The sequence below is a fragment of the Brevundimonas sp. genome (genome assembly GCF_046293315.1).
GTDB lineage: Bacteria > Pseudomonadota > Alphaproteobacteria > Caulobacterales > Caulobacteraceae > Brevundimonas.
On record NZ_JBKBPF010000024.1, the window covers coordinates 1 to 4,056 of the forward strand.

6 protein-coding genes and 1 pseudogene are annotated in these 4,056 nt (G+C 68.0%); 3 read left to right on the forward strand and 4 right to left on the reverse strand.

What is annotated here, in order from left to right:
• On the reverse strand, positions 1-100 hold a 100-nt coding region (locus tag ACK4SE_RS13765; protein WP_409693849.1), incomplete at its 3' end, for an adenosylhomocysteinase.
• Between the two features lie 282 nt (positions 101-382).
• Between ACK4SE_RS13765 and arfB the strand changes: the two genes are divergently transcribed.
• On the forward strand, positions 383-793 hold the full coding sequence (arfB, locus tag ACK4SE_RS13770; RefSeq protein WP_409693835.1) for an alternative ribosome rescue aminoacyl-tRNA hydrolase ArfB: 411 nt from the start codon (positions 383-385) through the stop codon (positions 791-793).
• 76 nt (positions 794-869) lie between these two features.
• Positions 870-1,394: a hypothetical protein gene (locus ACK4SE_RS13775; protein ID WP_409693838.1), complete on the forward strand. Its 525-nt coding sequence runs from the start codon at positions 870-872 to the stop codon at positions 1,392-1,394.
• 63 nt (positions 1,395-1,457) lie between these two features.
• Here the strand turns inward: ACK4SE_RS13775 and ACK4SE_RS13780 are convergent, their stop codons facing one another.
• Positions 1,458-2,441, reverse strand: a complete 984-nt coding sequence (locus ACK4SE_RS13780) for an aspartyl/asparaginyl beta-hydroxylase domain-containing protein (RefSeq protein ID WP_409693841.1) — start codon at positions 2,439-2,441, stop codon at positions 1,458-1,460.
• A 191-nt stretch (positions 2,442-2,632) separates the two neighbouring features.
• On the opposite strand from ACK4SE_RS13780, the gene ACK4SE_RS13785 reads away from it, so the two are divergent.
• The gene (locus tag ACK4SE_RS13785; protein ID WP_409693844.1) at positions 2,633-3,172 is read left to right on the forward strand and encodes a hypothetical protein; all 540 of its coding nucleotides are present in this window, start codon (positions 2,633-2,635) and stop codon (positions 3,170-3,172) included.
• A 36-nt stretch (positions 3,173-3,208) separates the two neighbouring features.
• Here ACK4SE_RS13785 and ACK4SE_RS13790 read toward each other — a convergent pair whose 3' ends face one another.
• Together ACK4SE_RS13790 and ACK4SE_RS13795 are read right to left on the reverse strand one after the other, a co-directional pair.
• Positions 3,209-3,616 carry a hypothetical protein gene (locus ACK4SE_RS13790; RefSeq protein WP_409693846.1) on the reverse strand — a complete coding sequence of 136 codons (408 nt, stop codon included), beginning with the start codon at positions 3,614-3,616 and terminating at the stop codon, positions 3,209-3,211.
• A 19-nt stretch (positions 3,617-3,635) separates the two neighbouring features.
• Positions 3,636-4,056 (reverse strand): annotated as a pseudogene (locus ACK4SE_RS13795) (ubiquinone biosynthesis protein UbiB); the annotation flags it as partial.

The following is a 4,056-nucleotide window of genomic DNA, read 5'->3' on the forward strand; positions in this document are numbered from 1 at the left end:
CACGCAGGGCCATCAGACCCGGCATTTCGGTTTCGGCGATCTCGATCTCCTTGTTGCCCCAGTCGGCAAGGGAGATATCGCGGACGATGTAGTCGACCATGTTCGTTCCTGACGTGTCTTGAAGTGTAGGCCGCGCTATAGCGGTCTGAGCCGTGCGGGGCAACAAACATATAAGGATGTCTTTATATGTTTATGGGGCCGGGGCGGCTTCCGGGGCGATCCCGCCCTTCTTCGTCATCGCCGGGCTTGACCCGGCGATCCAGAGACACCGACAGGGCAAGGCGAGCCCGGAATGTTCGGTGAGTCTGGATTCCCGGCTCAAGGCCGGGAATCACGGGTTTGGGTTTCAGGCGTTCACGGCTTCGAGGGAGGCGACACGATCATGACCGAACCCCTCGTGCCCGAGGACGAGCTGGAGTTCCGCTATTTCCGCGCGGGCGGGCCGGGCGGGCAGAACGTCAACAAGGTCTCCACCGCCGTGCACATGCGCTTCGACGCGGCCAACTCGCCGTCGCTGGACGAGGCGGTGCGGACGCGGCTGATGAAGGCGGCGGGATCGCGCCTGACCAATGAGGGCGTCATCCAGATCACGGCCACCCGCTTCCGCACCCAGGAGCGCAACCGCGACGACGCGGTGGAGCGGCTGAACGCCCTGATCGAAAAGGCCCGTATCGCCCCGGTGAAGCGCATCCGCACCAAGCCGACCAAGGGGTCCAAGGAGCGGCGGCTGCAGGCCAAGGCGGGGCGGTCGAAGATCAAGGCGGCGCGGGGACGGCCGGATTTCAGCGACTGAACAACTCTGCAATCGACAAGCTGAACCCTGTTATGCATAGGCTTACGGCCAAGCTTGATTCAGGAGATTTCAGCCCATGACCGCCGCCACCCAGACCATTCTTCGCCTCGCCGCAGCCCTCGCCTTGACCGCGGGCCTGGCGGCCTGTGGGGGCGCCGAGTCCGTGGACCATGGTCCGGAAGTGGATGAGACGCCGGCGGCGGCCCTGAGCGCCGAACAGCGGCAGGCCGGAGCCGCCCAGGCTGTCACGGCCCTGGACCAGCACGTCCGGGATCTGGCCAGCGGCTATGCCCGCGCGCCGGGGTTTGACGACCGCATCGCGCCGCTGACCGACGGCGGGCAGGACCGCTGGTCCGTCACGCTTCAGGAAGGGGTCGCCTACCGCATCGTCGCCGGCTGTGACGCCGACTGTTCGGACGTGGATCTCTATCTGGAGAACGCCGACGGCGTGGTGATCGACAGCGACACCCTGATGGACGACTATCCCGTGGTGAACGTCACCCCGACCGCGCAGGGGCGCTACACCGTGCGCACCACCGTGTTCAGCTGCGGCAGCGCCTCGGCCTGCTACACCGCCACCCGCATCCTGCAGGAGCAGTGAGGGACCGGCTGCCCGGGCCCACGCCCGGGCGGCCGCCATCGGAAGGGTCGATAAACGGCGCCCTCAGATCAGGGCGTCGGTGGCGGCCTCCACCAGCTCGAACAGACCGTACAACCCCGCCACCACCACGATCAGCAGGGTGGCGTTGACCGTGTGCTTGATCAGCTTGTAGCGGCGGATGTCGGTCTGTTTCAGGGCCTTGGACCGGGCGCTGATGGGGGCCAGGGCGGCGAAAACAGCGCTGACCGGCCCGCGCTGGTCTTCCTCGGTATTGGGCACCAGGGTCCCGGCGGCCAGACGACTGTAACCGGCATTGAACACCCGGCCGAAGACATTGAGGGGCCGCACCACATCGCACATGAGGATCAGGCGGCTCTCGCCCGTGTCGTTGCGGGCCTGATGGGGATAGGTCTCGTCGAAGATGAAGTCCTGACCGTCGCGCCACGACAGGGGCGTCCCGTCCACCTCGATCAGGCACCGGTCCGAGTTGGGCGTGCGCAACCCCAGATGATAGCGCAGCGAACAGGCCAGCGGATCGGCGTGCAGGGTCAGTTCGGACCCGGCGGGCAGGACGGTGAACATGGCGCCCTTGACCTCGGGCACCTGTTTCAGCAGCGCCACGGTGCGCGGACAGGTGCGTTGGGCCGAGCGGTGGGTGGTCCCGTACCAGGTGAGATAGAATTTGCTCCAGCCCCGCTTGAAGAAGGTGCGGAAGCCCAGGTCGTAGGAGCCCACGGCCCCCTCGGCCTTGGCCACCTCGAAGGCGCCGCCGGCCTGCAGGGCCAGGGCCTCGTCGCGGATCACCGGCCAATTGTCCCGCAACAGGGCCAGGTTCGGCATGCGCTCCGCCGCCGTCACCGGCCCGCGCGCCCAGGGGCGGGTGCAGATGTACAGGACGCAGTTCAGGGGCGCGAAGATGGGCCAGGACTTGCGCAGATACTGGGTCGGGCCCGCCCAGCGGGTGCGGCCGCGCCAGCGATAGACGTAAGCGACCGAACACAGCGAATACAGCACGAGCGCAGACAGCGCGACGACACTGAAGCTCATGGATTGTCCCCCGACCCCGGCCGAGTCTTACGGCCAAGCTGGGGATTATCCAAGCGGGATGTGACGGTTTCGAACGGCGGGAGCGCCGGCCGGGAAAGCCGGGCGTTTAACCACGTCGGACGATGGACAGGGACATCGCGGTGAGGCTTATGCTGACGCTTCCTCCTCCCCCGAAACTGTCAGAGTCCGCCATGCGCACTTCCCCCCTTCTTCTCCTTGTCGCCTCGACCAGCCTGTTGGCCCTGGCGGCCTGCGGCTCCGAGGCTGATCGCCCCGACAGCGAGGGGTCCAACACCCTGTCCGTTGCGGCGGCCGCGGCCACCACGCCGCAGGCGACCCTGTCGGCTGAGGAGCGCGAGACGTTCCGGCAGCTGGCGCGTTCCTACATGGATGACGCGGCCCCGGACCTGACCGAAGGGTTCCGCGCCGCTTCGGGATTCGAGGACGAGGTCGTGGCCCTGCAGCCGACCCAGACCCACAATTGGCGCGTCAGGCTGGACGGGGGTCAGACCTATCGAATCCTCGGCGCCTGCGACAACGAATGCACCAACATGGACTTCCACCTGCTGGACGCCTCCGGCGCCGTGGTGGCGTCCGACACCCTCGAGGACAGCTTCCCCGTGGTGGACGTGTCGCCCGCGGCCGACGGCGAATACACCGTGCGCTTCACAATGGTGACCTGCACCGTGGCGCCCTGCTTCGCGGCGGGCCGGGTTTATCAGGCGGGCTAGGGCCGGAACGGCGGCGCGCAGCGCGCGCCGCCAGCCCTAAACCGCCGGCTGGAAGAACAGGCTGGCGATCTTGCCCGCCTCGTCGAGGGCGATGAACCAGTTGGTCGGTCCGTTCTCGAACGTGACGCGGTAGTGCTGGGCGCCCTGAACCACGCCCTGATGCTCCATGCCCTGCATTCCGCCGAGGCCGGCGAGCATGGGGGCCATGGCGGCTTCCTGGTCGCGCACGGCGTCGGCCAGCGCGGGGACCATGTCGTCGTAGTTGGGGGTACCCGCCTGCAGGGCGGCGATGGTGGTGCGCAGCATGGCCTCTTCGGCGGAAACCTGCGCCTGCGCGTGGGCGGCGTGGTCTCCGTGGCCGGCGTGCGCGTCCTGGGCGACGGCGGCGACGGGCATGACGGCGAGGGACATCGCAAGAACGGGGGCGAACAGGATCGGCTTCATGGCGAGGCTCCAGCTGGGCTCAGGACAACACGCCCGTGGACAGGATCAGGGCGACGGCGGCCCCGGCGGCGGCGATGATCGATAGCACGGCCGGCCAGCGGGCGGCGACCCGCCGCTCGATGACGATGGTCTGGGGCGCGTGGGGGGCCTGGGCCCATTTCGACAGGGCGCGCAGCGCAGCGAGGCCCTCCTGAACGACATCGCGGGCCTTGGCCTTCGGTCCAAGCTCGCGCTGGATCCATTGTTCGACCACCGGCTTGGCGGCGTCCCACAGGTCGTGGTCGGGGTTGAGGCGGCGGGCCACGCCCTCCACCGAGACCATGGTCTTCTGCAGCAGGATCAGTTCGGGGCGCAGGTGCATGTCGAACAGGTCGGTGATCTCGAACAGCTGGCCCAGCAGGCGGCCCATGGAGACCTGGGACGCCTGTTTGCCGATGACC